This window comes from Vibrio sp. 1069 (genome assembly GCF_033340555.1).
On record NZ_JAWOWP010000005.1, the window covers coordinates 277153 to 293800 of the forward strand.

At 45.1% G+C, this 16648-nt stretch carries 15 protein-coding genes and 2 pseudogenes; 10 read left to right on the top strand and 7 right to left on the bottom strand.

Annotated features, from left to right (window positions below):
* Window positions 1-98: 98 nt before the first annotated feature.
* Window positions 99-1667 carry a DEAD/DEAH box helicase gene (locus R7040_RS11245; protein WP_065275163.1) on the bottom strand — a complete coding sequence of 523 codons (1569 nt, stop codon included), beginning with the start codon at window positions 1665-1667 and terminating at the stop codon, window positions 99-101.
* Between the two features lie 148 nt (window positions 1668-1815).
* On the opposite strand from R7040_RS11245, the pseudogene R7040_RS30610 reads away from it, so the two are divergent.
* A pseudogene (locus R7040_RS30610) lies at window positions 1816-1893 on the top strand (VOC family protein); the annotation flags it as partial.
* A gap of 59 nt (window positions 1894-1952) precedes the next feature.
* Here the strand turns inward: R7040_RS30610 and R7040_RS11250 are convergent.
* Window positions 1953-2663 (bottom strand): biotin/lipoate A/B protein ligase family protein, encoded by a 711-nt coding sequence (locus tag R7040_RS11250; protein ID WP_005373753.1) that lies wholly within the window; start codon window positions 2661-2663, stop codon window positions 1953-1955.
* A 225-nt stretch (window positions 2664-2888) separates the two neighbouring features.
* On the opposite strand from R7040_RS11250, the gene R7040_RS11255 reads away from it, so the two are divergent.
* Complete coding sequence (locus R7040_RS11255; RefSeq protein ID WP_025767966.1) at window positions 2889-3215, top strand: DUF4156 domain-containing protein; 327 nt, start codon at window positions 2889-2891, stop codon at window positions 3213-3215.
* Between the two features lie 79 nt (window positions 3216-3294).
* On the opposite strand, the gene R7040_RS11260 is transcribed toward R7040_RS11255, so the two are convergent.
* Together R7040_RS11260 and R7040_RS11265 are read right to left on the bottom strand one after the other, a co-directional pair.
* Entirely contained in the window at window positions 3295-4323 is a 1029-nt protein-coding gene (locus R7040_RS11260; protein ID WP_054574562.1) for a hypothetical protein, read from the bottom strand.
* A 411-nt stretch (window positions 4324-4734) separates the two neighbouring features.
* Window positions 4735-5883 carry a PLP-dependent aminotransferase family protein gene (locus tag R7040_RS11265; protein WP_318081319.1) on the bottom strand — a complete coding sequence of 383 codons (1149 nt, stop codon included), beginning with the start codon at window positions 5881-5883 and terminating at the stop codon, window positions 4735-4737.
* 125 nt (window positions 5884-6008) lie between these two features.
* Between R7040_RS11265 and R7040_RS11270 the strand changes: the two genes are divergently transcribed.
* Together R7040_RS11270 and R7040_RS11275 are read left to right on the top strand one after the other, a co-directional pair.
* A complete protein-coding gene (locus R7040_RS11270; protein WP_005387011.1) occupies window positions 6009-6878 on the top strand; it encodes an AraC family transcriptional regulator in 870 nt (289 codons plus the stop codon).
* Between the two features lie 80 nt (window positions 6879-6958).
* Window positions 6959-7861, top strand: coding sequence for a LysR family transcriptional regulator (locus R7040_RS11275; RefSeq protein WP_017633593.1), 903 nt, complete (start codon window positions 6959-6961; stop codon window positions 7859-7861).
* Between the two features lie 77 nt (window positions 7862-7938).
* Here the strand turns inward: R7040_RS11275 and R7040_RS11280 are convergent, their stop codons facing one another.
* Window positions 7939-8742, bottom strand: a complete 804-nt coding sequence (locus R7040_RS11280) for an SDR family NAD(P)-dependent oxidoreductase (protein WP_025767963.1) — start codon at window positions 8740-8742, stop codon at window positions 7939-7941.
* 228 nt (window positions 8743-8970) lie between these two features.
* On the opposite strand from R7040_RS11280, the gene R7040_RS11285 reads away from it, so the two are divergent.
* The gene (locus R7040_RS11285; RefSeq protein WP_005373737.1) at window positions 8971-9210 is read left to right on the top strand and encodes a YdcH family protein; all 240 of its coding nucleotides are present in this window, start codon (window positions 8971-8973) and stop codon (window positions 9208-9210) included.
* Between the two features lie 73 nt (window positions 9211-9283).
* On the opposite strand, the gene R7040_RS11290 is transcribed toward R7040_RS11285, so the two are convergent.
* Complete coding sequence (locus R7040_RS11290; protein WP_025767962.1) at window positions 9284-9955, bottom strand: cupin domain-containing protein; 672 nt, start codon at window positions 9953-9955, stop codon at window positions 9284-9286.
* Window positions 9956-10163: 208 nt separating this feature from the next.
* Here R7040_RS11290 and R7040_RS11295 point away from each other — a divergent pair, with 208 nt between their 5' ends.
* The 4 genes from R7040_RS11295 (at window position 10164) to fabG (ending at window position 14039) form a co-directional block, all read left to right on the top strand.
* A complete protein-coding gene (locus tag R7040_RS11295) occupies window positions 10164-11306 on the top strand; it encodes a hypothetical protein (protein ID WP_017633595.1) in 1143 nt (380 codons plus the stop codon).
* On the top strand, window positions 11296-12222 hold the full coding sequence (locus tag R7040_RS11300; protein WP_171053562.1) for a metal ABC transporter solute-binding protein, Zn/Mn family: 927 nt from the start codon (window positions 11296-11298) through the stop codon (window positions 12220-12222). Before R7040_RS11295 ends, R7040_RS11300 begins: the two co-directional genes overlap by 11 nt.
* Before the next feature lie 2 nt (window positions 12223-12224).
* Window positions 12225-13019: a metal ABC transporter permease gene (locus R7040_RS11305; protein ID WP_005373725.1), complete on the top strand. Its 795-nt coding sequence runs from the start codon at window positions 12225-12227 to the stop codon at window positions 13017-13019.
* Between the two features lie 300 nt (window positions 13020-13319).
* Complete coding sequence (fabG, locus tag R7040_RS11310) at window positions 13320-14039, top strand: 3-oxoacyl-ACP reductase FabG (RefSeq protein ID WP_017633598.1); 720 nt, start codon at window positions 13320-13322, stop codon at window positions 14037-14039.
* A gap of 261 nt (window positions 14040-14300) precedes the next feature.
* Here fabG and R7040_RS11315 read toward each other — a convergent pair whose 3' ends face one another.
* Entirely contained in the window at window positions 14301-15905 is a 1605-nt protein-coding gene (locus R7040_RS11315; RefSeq protein WP_213906691.1) for a S8 family peptidase, read from the bottom strand.
* A gap of 394 nt (window positions 15906-16299) precedes the next feature.
* On the opposite strand from R7040_RS11315, the pseudogene R7040_RS11320 reads away from it, so the two are divergent.
* Window positions 16300-16623: pseudogene (locus R7040_RS11320) on the top strand (IS1-like element transposase); the annotation flags it as partial.
* Window positions 16624-16648: the final 25 nt, after the last annotated feature.

The window sequence follows — 16648 nt, forward strand, 5'->3', positions numbered from 1 at the left end:
AACAAAGCAGTGTTCTAGAAAACTGTGTTCTAAGAAAGACAAAGCCGCTGAGATTATCAGCGGCTTTGTTGTATTTGCTATCGGGGGCCGTTTACAGGTTAGTTTGCAGCTTGCGGACGAGGCTTACGGCGCTGACCTGACGGTTTGTTTCCTGCAGGCTTAGCATTGTTTGGCTTGCGGTTACCAGACGGTTTACCAGCGTTGCCACTCTTATTACCGTTTGGTTTATTCCCATTCGGTTTATTACCATTTGGCTTGTTGCCGTTAGGTTTGCGGTCATCTGGTTTACTGTTTGCACGACTTTGGCCTTCACGGTTGCCTTTAGGCTTGCCTGCACCGCCTTGGTTGGTGCTGTTTTTGTTGCCGTTGCTACCACCGTTGAAGCGACGTTTAGGTTTGTTTGCACCATTGCCTGCTTTCTTTTCGGCTGCTGGGGCATTTTCACTTGCAGCATTTGGCGCTTTTGGTTTTTTCGGCTTCTTAGGTTTTTTCGGTTTGATTGGGCGCGTATCCAGTTTAGATTCTGGCACCACATTGGTTGGCGCAAAACCTTCCAACTCTTTACGTGGTAGTACTTCTTGAATCAAACGTTCAATCGCAAACAACTCAGATGCTTCTAGCGCACACACCAGTGAAATCGCTTTACCTACTTCGCCCGCGCGGCCAGTACGACCAATACGGTGAACGTAGTCTTCTGCCACTTTCGGTAGCTCAAAGTTCACCACTTGCGGTAATTGCGGAATATCGATACCGCGCGCAGCAATGTCCGTCGCGACCAACACACGAATTTCACCCGATTTAAAATCCGCCAGTGCTTTGGTACGCGCGCCTTGGCTCTTGTTGCCGTGGATGGCAGCAGCCGGTAGATTTTGTTCGATCAGGAACTTCGCCAGACGGTTTGCGCCGTGTTTCGTTTTCGTAAACACCAGCACTTGCTTCCAATCGCCGTCTTTGATCAATTTAACCAACATCGGTGCTTTCTTCTTCACGTCTGCTGGGTAGATGCTTTGCTCAACCGTTCTCGCCGTCGAGTTTGCCGGGTTAACGGAAATCTCAACCGGGTTGTTCACCAAGCCTTTCGCAAGGTCGCGGATTTCATCCGAGAAAGTTGCAGAGAAAAGTAGGTTCTGACGCTGTTTTGGTAGCAGAGCTAGGATCTTACGAATGTCACGGATAAAGCCCATATCTAGCATGCGGTCTGCTTCGTCCAGTACTAGCACTTCCAGTTGGTCGAACTTCACTGCATTTTGGTTGTACAAATCCATCAGGCGGCCTGGTGTCGCGACCAACACATCCGCACCTTTGCGAAGACGCTGCATTTGCGGGTTGATCTTCACACCACCAAAAACCACCGCACTGCTTAGTGGAAGATGACGGCCGTACATAAATACGTTTTCTTGCACCTGAGCTGCAAGCTCACGTGTTGGCGTTAGGATCAGTGCTCGAACTTGGTTAGCACGAACGCGAGGGCCGTTCGATAAACGCTCAAGAATCGGTAGCGTAAAGCCTGCAGTTTTACCTGTACCAGTCTGCGCTGCTGCCATTACGTCTTTCCCTTCCAAAATAGCAGGAATTGCTTTTGCCTGAATTGGCGAAGGGGTGTCGTAGCCTTTCTCTTGAATAGCTTTAAGGATTGGAGCAGATAGACCTAACGAGGTAAAACCCATATGTATGATTCTCAATTGTAGAGTTAGATAACAACGCGCCGAAAACAAATCGGTGCGAAAAGTGCGACATTCTGAGGCTTTTACGCGCAGGCTTCAACTAATTCCGTCACGGATAAATATTTGAACTGGATCTCATTTCTTTTTGGCAGGCAAAACTGATAACTGGTTTGGTCGATCGATTGAATGGTTTTACGTTGGCGATGCCCATTCTTACATCGCTATCACGGTATGCAGTTTTAGTTTATCAAATGCTGTTCGGAGTGTGGGGGAGGCTTGCTCCTTTCATTACTCCGCTTTTGCATGCGTTAAAAACGCACTCGTCAATTGCTGAAAGAGCGAATCTACCGATGGGCGGTCGGATACATGATGGAAGAGCGGTGTGTGGACATCACCACGAATATCATCGCTGTGACCGCAAAGCTGATTACACATTCGTACTGGTTCGACAATCTTCTCGACGTCGGCATCAATCAGAATGCATGCTTGTGACAATACCACTTGTCCGCCGCCTTTTTTAAGTAAAACACGCTGCGCGGTTCCCACGACTTTTTGCCCGCCAATGTTGAGGTTGTACTCGCCATCGCAGTAGGAATAAGGCGTAGCATGAACATCCACTTTCACGCCGAGCTGTTTAAAGAAAACCGTTAATATCGCACATAAATCGAGATACGCTTTTTTGATGTTGTAAGGCTCGCCTTCTGGCCAGTGGTAAATGTGGGATAGATTGATAATACCTGGCACCTGAGGGACTGGGGCACCACCGGTTTTACGAGAAAAGAGCTTCCAGCCAGACGTATTTAACGCATGTTCTAACTCATTAGACACTGGCCATTTCTTACCCGCGGGAAGCACGAGCGTTGGACTTTTTACTTGCCAAAGCAATAGCACTTGCGAGAGTTGGTTGGACTGAACTTGTTTAATGAGCTCATCTTCTTTGTCAAATGCATCAGCGACTTCCGTAGCTGTGTAGCGAATTAGCTTATTTTTAGCAACCAAACTCTATCCCTCGCGGCTATTTAATCATTACTGTTGTATCTCAGATACAGCTTTATTGCTAGGTCTGTGATTATTAGGTTTTTGCTCGCTAGCTGCATGATCACCTTTTGGATCTTTTCCGTTGTCCATTAATTCTACTTGAACACGCGATAAAAAGTTTTTGCTAGTCATCACATCAGCCATTCATAAAATCTGCCATCTATGAAAAATTTTGGCGATATAAGTATGAAAAAGCGAGTGATGACTCTCGCGTTAGCGGCATCATTAACGGGATGTGTGACGTTCCCAACTCAAGAATCTGAGCAAGTACAGGTGCTTTGGGACAATGTGAATGCGATTGAAAACTGTGAACTAATGGGTACCGTGATCGGCTCAGAAGGACACTTTTACGACTACTGGCTTCATGCAGATAAAGACATGGTTTGGGGGACGCTAAACCAAATGCGCATCAAGGCGGCGGATTTAGGCGCAGATACCTTGTACTTGTATCAACCGTTGAGCTTTTCTACGTCAGTGACGATGTTTGCAAATGCTTACAAGTGCAAACAGTAGCTATTGGCTTGATCATAATTGAAAGACAGGCGCTGCTCGCCTGTCTTTGATGCGTTCTACAAATACTGGCTACTTTGCGTTAATTAACGTTTGCTGTCGCCACCGCTGATGTATCAGAAAACGACAATGTAAAGTCTCGCTCAGTATTAAGCACTTTGGCTGGAAACTCTAAGCTCAACTGCGTATGTGGCGCGACTTCTGAAGCAATGCTAGTAACGAATTTTCGGGTTTCTCCAGGAGAGATCGATATGTCACTTCCACCTTGTGATGAGAGCTCAGCGATACCCATTGTTTCAAGTGTGTTACCTGCAGTATCCGCCAGGTGTAATAAAGATTCTGACTTGTAGATTAATTCTCCACTTTCTGTACGATATGCATTAAACGAGTTGAAATTTGGTTGCAATGATCCTTGTGAACCAATGTTAGTAACGGAAAATGTCACATTAGCGCCATCAAAGTTCTCGACTCTTACAAGTACGTTACTGTCTTGGTAACGAGCGGCTGCTGCCGCAGTTGCTTGCTGTTTCTGCCTCTGTTTCTCTTTTTCAATGTCGCTTAACTGTTTCTGCTCATTAGCGATTCGATTCTTTGCCATGTAGTACGACTGATCGACCATTGCTATTAAAGCGGGGATTGAATACAAAGTGAGGCCTTCCAAATGGTCAAAGTCGATTTTGGCATGTTGAGTACGTTTATGATTAGAAAATTGGCAGTAACCATCAATCAAACTGATGAAAGCCACTTCAAAAGTGCCTTGTAATCGGCTTACTTCCTGTGCTGCTTTCTCTAGATTTGAGCGGACTTTCCGAATCTCTTCCAAACTCTTTTGTGAAAGACGACCGTTTGGCGATACGTCGTTAGAAACCGAAACCAGTTCTTCGGTCACAAATGGATTGTTTTCGGCTGGAATCACCGTAGTTATACGGTTGGATTTGGTGATGTCTTCGCCCAATAAAACCATCATTTTTTGCGATGCGGCGGTTGTGTTGCCCGCTAATACGTCACTACAGTTTGGCGACGTATTGGCATACACGGCGAATGCGGTAAAAAGTGAAAGTGTAACGGACCAGCCGATGGTGACGAGTCCTGTCGTGGTTCGAGTATTCATCCTGATAACCCCTCTGTCATTTGGTGCGATTCACTGACGTAATTGCCAATCAAAAGATTGGCTCGCGACATTCAGAATGGTTCTGGTCAACCCTTCGTAGTGGGTATGCCCACAGATGCTTTTTTAGTCGTTTATCAACCGCTAAGCCACGATTGATAAAGTGTCTGAAATTGAGAGCATTAACGCTGCGAAGTTGATGTCTTTGACTGAAAGATAGACGTAACTTTTCTAACCATCAAATACGTGATTGAGTTCTCATTTTTATATGAGTGAGAGGTTCAAGAGAAAACAGGCACTTACTGTAGAGAGTTGATTTGAAGGAAAAATATAAATTTTTTTGGGGAACTTTTTTGATGCTGCCTTTGAGACTTTTTTTGAATCTCAAAGGCAGGTTCTTACACTCGCGTTCAATTACAACGTGTTGAGGACATCCGCGAGTCGAGAGACAGCTGTCGTCAGTTCTTCTGGTGTAGCATTGGTAAAGTTAAGACGCAGAGCGGCTTTTACCTTTGAACCTTCTGGATAAAAGACCGGGCTCGGCACTACGGCAACCCAGTTTGCGAGAAGGTTTTTCGCCAGTTCGAAGGTGTCGCATTCTGGAATCTCGACCCAAACGAACATGCCACCATCGACGGGTTTGAGTACGCAACTTTCTGGCAGCTGTTTTTGCAGCTCAGCAAACATGACATCGTAACGTGATTTGTAAAGCGCACAGATGGTTGAAATGTGCGTTTCGAAGTTGTCATGTTGCAGCAGACCATGCAGCAAAGCTTGCATAGGAATACTAGAGTGCAGATCGGCACCTTGTTTAATTTTGATGAGTGGCTCAAGGTAGCTGCTTTTGCCCGTAACTACACCAATACGCAAGCCTGGTGAAGCTATTTTGGAGAAAGAGCGCAATACGATGGAGTGCTGTGGGCAGAAGTCCGAAACCAGTGGAAGCGCTTCACCAGAAAAACGCAGCTCGCGGTATGGCGCGTCTTCGATGAATGCCACGTCGTATTGTATACAAAGCTCGGCAACTTTTTGGCGAGTCTCTAGCGCCCAGCATACGCCCGTTGGGTTGTGAAAATCGGGTACGGCGTAGAACATTTTTGGTTGCTGCGTGGCAAAGCATTGTTCGAGTTCTTCTAGGTTTGGGCCACACTCGGTTTGTGAAACGGTCACGATGTTGGCTTGCACTAGACCGAATACTTGCATAGCACCAAGGTAGCTCGGTGCTTCCATCACCACTTTATCGCACGGATTTACGTACGCACGCGCAATCAAATCTAGCCCTTGCTGAGAGCCCGTTGTGATCATAGCCAAATGAGATTCCGGCAGCTGGTAATAATCGGTCAAAAAGTTAAGTAGCGGGGCGTAGCCTGCTGTTGCGCCATATTGAAACACCTCTGGCATATTCGCGAGGTTTTCGAGCGTCGGTTTCATTAAGTCGATCGGGAAGGTTTTTTCGTCCGGCAAGCCACCTGCAAGAGAAATGACGTTCTTATCGCTCGCTGCTGCGAGGATCTCTCGGATGTAGGATGACTTAGTTTGTTGTAATGACTGTGCGATTTCCATGTGCTGTGCTTCTCGTAATTGTCTTTTTTTATGTCAGAAATAGTATAGGTAAATTGCCAAGCTTGGTGTGTCCATTTATGCTGTTAAACATGTCCATTTATGCTATTTAAGCGAAAGTTTACTCCGTGAGCCATCAACAAGTTTCCAGAATCAATGACGTGCTGTTTTACATTCACCAGGACATTAGCAGAGATTTATCGGCTAAAGAGCTAGCAGATGTAGCAGCCTATTCTGAACAGCACTTCCATCGTATTTTTAAAGATGTGGTAGGGGAGTCTGTCCATCAATATATCCGTCGAACAAGAATGGAATACGCCGCCAATCAACTGATGTTTGATACCAGCTCATCGGTGTTAGACATTGCTAACAAGTGCGGCTTTAGCTCGGTATCTTCTTTTAGCCGAGCGTTTAAAGCAACGTTCGCTATGTCTCCTGGCGCGTGGCGAAAGCATGATTTACAAGTCGCAGAAAAGCCGTATCTAAAAGATCCAGAAGTGGCTGCGGGTTATCATCGGGTTGCTAAACGCGAGTTGCCAGAACCTAAAATTATGGAGGTTCCACAACGCTTTGCGGCTTATGTGCGGCATGAGGGTTATAGCCGTTCCATTCGTAATGCGTGGCTGATTTTGAAGGCGTGGGCAAGCTCTGAGAATCGGGACTTTTCGGTTCAATACGGTTTGCATCACTCCAACCCCGCTTGGGTTGAGCTCGATAAGTGTCGCTATGTGGCTTGTATGGCGATTGATAAGCCGCTTAAAGTACGCGGTGTCGTGAATCAAATGACGATTCCGGGTGGTTTGCATGCTGTTTTTCGCTTAACAGGGGTATATGGAGAGCTTCTTCCTCAATTGAGTATGGTGTTAGAAAAGTGGTTGCCGAATTCAGGCTTTAAGCAGCGTTCTACTCCCGCTTATGTTCACTATCATAAAAACCATTTCCTTAGCCATGATGAGGCGTTTGAGCTGGACTTCTATCTGCCCATCAGTTTTTTCTAACTGGAGTATTTATTTACTATCCGTAAGGAAGAAAATGCTAAGCTCTATATGGTGATTTTTTACAAATAATTGAAAATTAAATGAACATCGATCATGTAAAGCTATTTGTCCGTTTGGCTTCGACACACAACATCAGCATGGCTGGTCAGGAGCTTGGACTTTCTCCTGCTGTCGCTAGTGCGCACATCAACAAACTTGAGGACAGCTTAGGAGTTCGTTTAGTTCATCGCACCACACGCAAAGTTTCCTTAACTGAAGAAGGGCAGGCTTTTTTACCTCACGCGGAGGAGGTCCTTGCAACAGTGGAGGCAGCAAGGGGAGCTGTTGGCTCAGGGCAGAGTGCGCCAACGGGAGTATTACGTATAACCGCCTCTGCAACTTTTGGTCGCTTGCATATTGTGCCCGCATTAAAAGGTTTTATGGCGCGTTACCCAGGGTTAACCGTGGACTGCCGATTTTCTGATTCCATTATTGATCTGGTTGAGGGAGGTTTCGATGTCGCCATTCGTGTCGCTGAGTTGAAAGATTCTTCATTGGTCGCAAGAAAGCTTGCGCCAGATCGTCGTATTATCGTTGCATCACCAGATTATATTGAACAATTTGGGAGACCTAACAAGCCCCAAGACTTGACGAATCATCAATGTATTAACTTAGTTGGAATGAATAATTGGTCATTCAATACAAAAGATGGAATGGTCAATGTAAGAACTTCTGGTCGTTTTAAAACTGATAATGGTGATGCGATGAGAGACGCGACGGTAAACGGGTTAGGTATTTCTATCAACTCGGTTTGGAGTGTTTATCAAGAATTACAAAGTGGTCAGCTAGTGGAAGTACTCGAAGATCACCCTTTAGCGATGGATGCTGGGATTTGGGCTGTGTACCCAAGCTCTCGTTTAATTGCGCCTAAGGTGCGTGCCTTTATTGATTACTTTGCTGAATACTATGGCACGCCACCTTATTGGGAGTTTGCGGAAAAGTGATAACAAGTTTCACTTATCGAATACATTGTTTTTAAGGTCCGAATAAAAACGAACCTCAAGATAATTCTTAATTGTTATTAATAGAGTTTGCTTAAGATTAATTCAATAGTATCAATTATCTGCTGTGTTTTACTTTGATCTAATGCATCAGGGTGTGGGGGCGCGAATGCTTCAATGTCATTATCGAAGTACATACCATGCGCTTGAGCAAACTCTTCTGATAGCGCAGCGCGAGTTAGAATATCTGCTCCTAAGCGGATATCACCACCAGCAACCCCATAAGCATCTTTAACCATCTTACTACCTAGGAATGATTTTGGGTTTACTGATACCAACATAGGGCCAGTGTTCTTAAGCTTTAGTCCGATTGCTCGTGACCACATCGTTAATGCCAATTTGCTTTGGGCATATGCTTCGCCATCTGACAATGGTTTGTTACCGAGTAAAGCGCTAGTGTTTACTGTTGTTTGTGCAGCTGAAGACAAATTAACCACACGACCCGTATCTCCGAGCAACGGCAATAGCTCTCTAGTGAGTAAGTAGGGAGCAATGGTGTTGACTGCGAAGCGTACATCAAGACCCTCTTTAGTTCTTGGATTTGGTGTTGCGTACACACCAGCATTGTTAATGATGACGTCTAAATGATTGAACCGTTCTGTTATCTCCATCACTATCTGTTTTACCGCATTGGGAGAGGATAAATCAGCAACAAGGCTTTCAACTTTACCACTTTTCATCTCCCTCAAACTTTGCTCAACTTGTTGAACTTTCTCTATATTCCGGCCATGGATTATTACGTGTTGTTCACGGTTAATTAACATTTTCGCGGTTTCTAAACCAATACCGTCAGTAGATCCAGTAACTAGAATTGTCTTTCGCATGATCGCTCTCATTGTTGAAGGTTAATATAGAACGATCATAGTGGCATCTTTTGCATTCGACTATTGAGACTAAAAAGAAAACACTTTCTAGGAAAAATTGAAAATAACTTTGTTGTTCTTTTTGTGGACGGTGCGACGAATTAACGTCTCATTAGATGCTACGGTTATACATGTGGTGCTCAAAAATTAGGCACTATTTTGTACTCAAATAATAGCCAAGAGGTCTCTATGTTAGGTGAAAATCACTCATTAACTCATGAATTCCCAGAACATTTGGATACCATTACTCAGCTTACCGAAAACGATGCATCATTTGCTGAAACCGTTAAAAACTACAATGCTTTAGATAAGGAAATCCGCGTACTAGAACTTCAAGGAAGCCCGATTGATGATCACGAAATGAACGTGTTAAAACATAACCGGGCTGAGCTCAAAGACTGGCTCCACTCGCGAATAATGGGTTCTTAGTGACGAAATGATCATCGGCTCGTAAATTGCGGGCCGATTTTAGTTCCAATGGACGATGCCAAGTGTGCAAACACTAGGAGTGCTGAGCAGGAGCTTGGAGCGGCAGGTGACCAGTTTTTACCCAAATGATCGTTTCTTGCTCTACAAAAGGAAAATGCTCACTCATATGTGGGCTTCGAATCCAAGAGAGAGCGGGATAGGTACCTAGCTCGTCTCTAAACTCTCCTGACAATACGAAAATTTCTTCACCACCAAAGTGACGGTGTGGTTGAAACTTCTTACCTTTTGGCCATTTAACCAATGCGACATGTTCGTGCTCAAAATTATGCAGCGGCATGACTTGCAACCCACCGACACCACTCTGCCAGCTCGCTTGGTTTGTATTAATGCGAACTGTTTCAAGATCCTCAGATTCGAACTGATTTAGTTTAACTAAAATCACACAGCCTTCTTTGCTAAATGGTGCGTGTTGACTTCCTGGAGGGTTACGAAGGTAAGTGCCGGCAGGATAGTCACCGTATTCGTCAGAGAATACCCCCTCGAGCACCAATATTTCTTCTCCTTGAGGGTGAGGATGAGTCGAAAACTGCGAATTTGGCTCGTACTTAACGACGCTGGTGGTATGCCCTGATTCTTTGGCTTCTCGTTCCAAAGGTTTGCGCCACACACCTTTGGAAGGGCTGGCGATCCACTCCTGTTGAGCAGTATCTATCACGATTCTTTTTGAAAAATCCATATTCAACATATTGAAATTCCGTTACTTATTTAATTACTAATTCTCATTAGTATACGTATAAAAAACATCAATTGATTCATTTGTTGATAGCCCAATTCATGGATTGAGTACGAACATGAAATCGGAGCCTAATTTAAATTTCTGCTTGTGTAATGAGAATTGTTATATTATAACATCGCAAAATTAAATGTTATAACATAACAAAAAGGAAATAGTAGTGAATAAGAAATTGGTGTCTCTCGTGATCGGTAGCATTTTTGCATCCCCTGTTTTTGCCGACACACTATCGAACCCACAGATTGGTGTTGTTGTTGATGGCTACTACCAAGATGGCCAACGTCATAATTCTGAGCGCGAAGAAGGCTTTGGTCTAGGCCATACGGAATTAAACTTCTCATCAAATATCGACGACAAGTTTTACGGCGCATTGACCGCGGTTCTTGAAAGTCATGGTGATGAGACAGAATTAGAGCTTGAAGAGGCATTCATCGAAACTTTGGCATTGCCATATGGTGTAAACGTGCGCGCTGGCCGATTCCTATCTGACTTTGGTTACCTGAACAACCAACACATGCACACCGATAGCTTTGTTGAGCGTCCAATTGCTTATCGTACTTTCCTTGGCTCGCACTACTACGATGATGGTGTACGTGCAAACATCGTGTTGCCAACCGACCTTTATGTAAAACTTGGTGTAGAAGCGCTCAGTGGTAGCAAAATGTCTTCTGTCGAAGATGGTTCTGAAGTTGGCGTGTACACCACGACGCTGAAGCTTGGTAGTGACTTCTCCGAATCTTCAAGTTGGCAGTTTGGTTTAAGTTACCTGCGTAACGAAAACGGCAAGGTTAAAGAATTCGAAGATCACGACCACGGTCATGAAGAAGAGCATGAGCACGATCACCATCATGGCGCAGCAGTGACAGGTGCGAACCTTTACGGTGCTGATTTTGTTTGGAAATGGGCACCAGACGGTAATTACAAATACAGCAACTTCACGCTATCGGCTGAATACATGCTGTTAGACGGTGTGGTAGATAGCAAATATAAAAACGATGCAGAGTCACCAGACAACTTAAGCGCTTACTATGTTTCGGGTGTTTATCGCTTCAACCCAAGCTGGTCAGCAGGTCTACGTTACGGCGAAGCAGAAAGCTACGATGGTCATGCACATGGCGACCACATGCATTTTACTGAGCTGAATGATAAAGAAATGGATGCGATGATCGCATGGGATTCTTCTCACTTCGGTACTATCCGTGCGCAATACACTCGCATTGATAACCAAGACAGTGAGACAGACAACGTGTTCACTCTGCAATACGTGATGACATTTGGAGCGCACGGTGCTCATGCGTTCTAAGCTGACATTAAATAAATGCAGTTTGGTGATGATGGCGGCAGGAGCTGCCATCATTGCTTCGCCTGCTTCGGCTCTAAACATTTTCGTTTGTGAGCCAGAATGGAAAGCCTTTCTTGAAAGCCACGCGCCAGATGCCAGTATTTATTCAGCGACAACGGCTAAGCAAGACCCACATTACGTACAAGCTCGTCCTTCTTTGATTGCGAAGATGCGCCAAGCGGACATGGCAATGTGTTCGGGCGCAGAGCTAGAGGTGGGGTGGTTACCTATGCTGCAAGTTCGTAGCAGCAATGCGGCGGTGCAAAATGGTGCGCCGAGCATGATCTACGCGACGGACTTCGTGCGCATGTTAGATACTCATGCTCACGTTGACCGTAGCATGGGAGATATACACGCTCACGGTAACCCACATGTTCAATTTGCGGCAAATGACATGATTCCATTATCTCGTAAAGTCACGGAGCGCCTAAAAGCGATTGATCCCGACAACGCACAAAGTTACCAAGTGAATGGTATGAAGTTTCGTGCTCATTGGCGTAAAAAGCTTAAAGAATGGAATGAGAAAGGGGCTGCTTTAAAGGGTAAGCAAGTTGTCGGTTATCACGCGACGTATCGTTATTTGTACGATTGGCTCGGAATGAAGCAGATTGCCGATCTCGAACCTAAACCGGGCATTTCACCGACCACATCTCACCTGCAATCACTCACCAAGTTAAATGCCGACAGTTTTGATGCGATTGTTTACTCCTCTCATCAGGATCAGCGTCCAGCGAACTGGTTGCAAGATCATACTGACAAACCTGTGATTCAACTGCCATTGACCGTTTCTGAGGGTGAAAGCTTGGATGAGATGTACGATCAGGTCATTGATGATTTACTGGATGTGTTAGTGCCGCCCGTTCCTGTGAGGAGCTAAGTATGGCGGATTATGCATGGCTTTTACCTGCGGTTTTGTGTGGTTTAATTGCGTTGGTTGGCAACATCGTTTTGGGGCAACAAGTTCTTAATCGTCAGATCATCTTTATAGATTTGGCGGTGGCGCAAGTTGCGGCATTGGGGGCAGCACTAAGCCACTACTGGTTGAGCCAATACGCGCTGTTCTCAGGCTCATTCTTTGGCGAAATGATTGGCCCTTGGGTGATGTCTTTGATGCTTTGCGGTTTGATTGCCTTAATGGAGAAACGATACCAGCAACATTTAGAGCCCATGATTGGCAGCTTGTTTGTCGTGTCTGCATCGCTGGCGATCCTGCTGGTGAGTAAAGACCCACACGGCGGAGACTTTATTCAAGGCATTCTTAATGGGCAATTGTTATGGGCGACTTGGGCAGACGTTTGGCCTCTGGCACTCATTACCGCTGCGATGTTGCTATTGGTTTGGTTAAAACCTGCGTTTATGCGCGGTAGTGGTTTTTATCTGATCTTTGCAATCCTGATGCCCATTACGGTCAAGTTAACCGGCATTTATTTAGAATTTGCTTTGTTGGTTATTCCAGCTTTATGTGCGGCAGCATTGAAGGGAACTCGATTCTTTGTCGCTAGTATCAGCATTGGTATTGTTGGGATCTTATCGGGTATTGCCGCATCGGCTCGCTATGACTTACCGAGTGGTGCGAGTATTGTGATCACCCTGTTTATTGCTGGCATGTTGTTTAATCTCTTGCTTCAGCCTTTTCTGGTGAAAATAACAAAACCAGCTTTTGTAAGAGATTAAGAGACAAGTAATATTGGTCTGATGAAGTAGTATTTGATTAATCAGACCAATACTTTTCTATCCAAGTCCTCCAATCGTGTAACTTTGCGCCTTCCAACACACTTTCTTACGTTGATCTTGCCATAGTCATCAAGTTGCCTTGATTAGTTCACATTCGACTCCCAGACTGTTTCTATAGTTTTTATAAGATATAAAAGACCCTGCGTATGAGAAGCGCAGCTGTAACGCGACTAGGCATAAAAACAAAAAACGCTAGGGATACAAGCGAATTTGTAATCTCAACATTTAAGGAAGACCAAGATGAAACCGGAAAAAGTAGCAGTAGTCACTGGTGCGGCTCGTGGTATTGGCCAAGCGATTTGTGAGCAATTACTGGAGGATGGATTCCACGTAATCGGGCTAGACATATCGCCCGTGGAATGGAGTCAGTCGGCGCAGCTAAGCAGTTATCAAGTCAACTTGTGTGATGCCGAAGCCGTAAGTGAAGTAGTAGAAAGTGTTGTAGAGCAGCACGGAAGAATCGATGCTCTGGTTAACAACGCGGGCATCACTCGAGATGCATTGTTGCCAGATATGTTAGAGCAAGACTGGGACAGCGTGATCGACGTGAACCTAAAAGCGGTGTTCTTACTCACCCAACGTGTTGCTCCTGTCATGCTAGAGCAGGGCACAGGCAGTATTGTTAGCATTTCTTCTATAGTGGGAACGGATGGTAATATCGGCCAGAGCAACTACGGCGCAAGTAAAGGCGGCGTCATCTCAATGAGCAAAGGCTGGGCGAAAGAACTTTCAAGAAAGGGTGCACAGATACGCGTCAACTGTGTCGCGCCAGGCTTTATCGCCACCGACATGACCAAGAACCTGCCAGAGAAAGTCATTCAAATGATGGAAGGCAAAACCCCATTAGGGCGCATGGGCTCAGTTCAAGATATTGCCAATGGCGTCTCTTTCCTAACCTCAGATAAGAGCGCCTACATCACAGGCCAAGTGCTCAAGATTGACGGTGGGCTGGTGTTATAGCTCGCTAATCAAAACCTCAAATAACAAACGCCCTTTACTTATATGAAGGGCGTTTTTGTTTGAGGAACCCGACTTATGTGAGTACTACTAACTACTAATAGAAAGCTTCGATGCCGCTTCGAGTTGAGTTTTTGAAGCAAAAGGCCAATACGTTTGAATAGCGTCTCCTCTTAAACACTGCATTCCCTAAAGCACAGTATTCCCAAAAGAAAAGCCCACCGAAAAGCGGGCTTTGTTCTCTTCTAATAACGAGAAAAATAACTAGTAGCTCGCTTGAATGCTGACACCGCTATAGTTTGAGTAACCTTGAATCATGACGTGATAACGTCCACTTTGCGTCGCACTGACCGTACATGTTTCATTGTTACCGTATTTGAAAGGTCGGCAGTCCCATGCATTCAGTGCTGGTTTTGCTCCAAAACGGAGATACAAATCCGCATCGCCACTGCCACCATACATTTGTACGGTTAAGCGCTGCCCAGCTTCTACATCAACATAGTAATACGCTACTTGACCAGTTGAACCACTTAAACCACTTACTGGCACGCCCGAGGTTAATTTGCCTTCTGGGTCCGGTGTTGGGTCTGGGCCACCGCAGTCTTGGCCACAATCTGCATCCGTTAAGCTATAAAGTAGCTTGTTCACGCTGCCTCTTGTGTCCGTCACTTTTCCGCTAGTTGCGCGGCTAACGATCAAGGCCTCTACTTGGCTTGGAGACAGTGAACTGTTTTCTTGAAGATACAATGCTGCTACACCCGCCACATGTGGCGTCGCCATCGAAGTGCCACTAATGGTTTTGTAGCCACCGTCATACCATGCAGATTTGATTTGTGAACCTGGCGCAAATACATCCACACAACTGCCCCAGTTTGAAAAACTCGAACGTGCATCCGTGCTAGTGGTCGATCCGACAGTTACTCCGGAAGCAACGCGTGCTGGAGAATAGTTACACGCATCGGCGTTGGAGTTACCTGCTGCTAGCATAAAGCTGACACCTGACTGAACCGCACTTTGCACCGCACTATCCAGAGCGACGGATTGACCGCCGCCTAAACTCATGTTGGCGACTGAAGGTCCGGAAGCGTTCGCAGCCACCCAGTCCACACCGGCAATAACACCAGAAGTAGAACCCGATCCGGTACAGCTCAATACTCTCACGCCGACAAGGTTGACGTTTTTCGCAACACCATACAAGCTGCCGCCAATGGTGCCCGCTACGTGTGTGCCGTGTCCATTACAGTCACTTGCATCTGCATCGTTATCGACAAAGTCATACCCTGAAACTGAGCGACCACCGAACTCAACATGCGCGTTATTCACACCAGTATCGATGACATAAGCCGTTACCCCAGTCCCATCAAAGTTGGCACTGTAGTTGTTATCGAGTGGCAAGTTTCGTTGGTCGATTCGGTCTAGTCCCCAAATGGCATTGGTTTGATTTGCGTCTGCCGAGACTATTGGGTCAAGCGATAGGATTCTGTCTTGCTCAATGTAGTCCACACGAGGATCAGAACGCAGATCTTTTAGTTGCTCAGGACTCAAGTTAGCGACAAATCCACTTATCGAGTGGTCAAAAACCGACTCCACTTTTACCGAATACAAACCAGACATGCGGTCTACGGATTGTTGCGTGAATTGCTCGAATTCCGTTGAGTTGCTCGCCATCATTTGCGGTTGTTGAAATACCACTATGTAGCGATCTGCAATGGCGATCTCGTCCGGTGCGAGCATTAATGTGGCTGGTAATATGTCCGGAGCTTGTTGTAACTCTGCACTGTCCGCAATCTCATTGGGTTGCGAAAAAGCGAGAGAAGAATGAAAACAGAGTGCGGAGGTGATACAACAACTTAGTAGTTTCTTTAACATAAAATGTTCCTCGAAATCATAGTCTTGTTGATTTTTACCTAGTACCAAACTGTCAACACGAAAACACAGACAATCAGCGTAGTGCGTGCTGAAGTGACGTTACACAAGTCAAACTAGACAATGAGCAATCATATGCATAACTGATAATAATTCGCATACTCAGAAACATGATCAATAACCAAGCTTTATTGAAATTGAAATGCAAAGATTCATTTAGACTTAGAGCAAAATCCCTAAAATAGAATAATTCTACACACCTGAAATATTGCCTGTTATATGACTTCATCTTACCGATAATTTACGCAATAAAAACCTAACTATCCTTTTATTGGTCATAACTCAAATCGGTTGATAGATGTTAATATAGCCACCTGATTTCTGATGTTTTTAACTCATGGTTACTATCCAAGTTCAATATCGTTTCTGTAATAAAACAGAGCCCGTTCGTGAACATGGAAAAGGGCATTCTGGCTCTCCTCGTTCCAGATGTATCGAGTGTCGAAAGAGCTTTAACTCGATTACGTTTACGAAGCCCGCAAGCCAGATGTAAAAGAAAAAACTGTTGATATGTCAATGAATAGCTCTGGCGTTAGGGAAACAGTACAAGTGTTGAATGTCGTATACAACACAGTATTGAGTACTTTAAAAAATCTCGCCAAGGTAAGTAACCTCAATGCCTTTCGATAAAGCAAATATAAGACTAATTTGTAAACTTGAAAGGCTAGCTGTATTGGTTGAGGTAT